At 46.4% G+C, this 420-nt stretch carries 1 pseudogene; it reads right to left on the bottom strand.

Features of this window, described 5'->3' with window-relative positions:
* A pseudogene (locus ACLNEE_RS17005) lies at nucleotides 1-420 on the bottom strand (DUF4114 domain-containing protein); the annotation flags it as partial.

Genomic DNA, 420 nt, shown 5'->3' with positions numbered 1-420 from the left:
AAAACTACTTTGGGTTTCAGAATCCAGATTGGTGCCTGCTTTGATAAACAATTCAGTACCGATAATTTCAAACAGCGCCGCATCGGCACCGGACAGGCTGAGGTTGTTGGTGCCTAAAGCATCATCGGTGATGATAATATCTGCTACTTTCACCGGATTAGTGGTGTCAGTATTTTCCTCCAAGGTGTTGACCTGGTTATCAAGGGCAATAGTTGGTAACTCATTGACATCTTGGAGGCTCAGATTGAACACCACCGTCGCATCGGGAGTTGTACCAATAGCGGGATCATCCACTTCCACGGTGACAGAAAAACTACTTTGGGTTTCAGAATCCAGATTGGTGCCTGCTTTGATAAACAATTCAGTACCGATAATTTCAAACAGCGCCGCATCGGCACCGGACAGGCTGAGGTTGTTGGT

The organism is Aphanothece stagnina RSMan2012 (genome assembly GCF_046764815.1).
Classification (GTDB): domain Bacteria; phylum Cyanobacteriota; class Cyanobacteriia; order PCC-6307; family Cyanobiaceae; genus NIES-981.
This window is presented reverse-complemented; position numbering and strand designations above follow the sequence as displayed.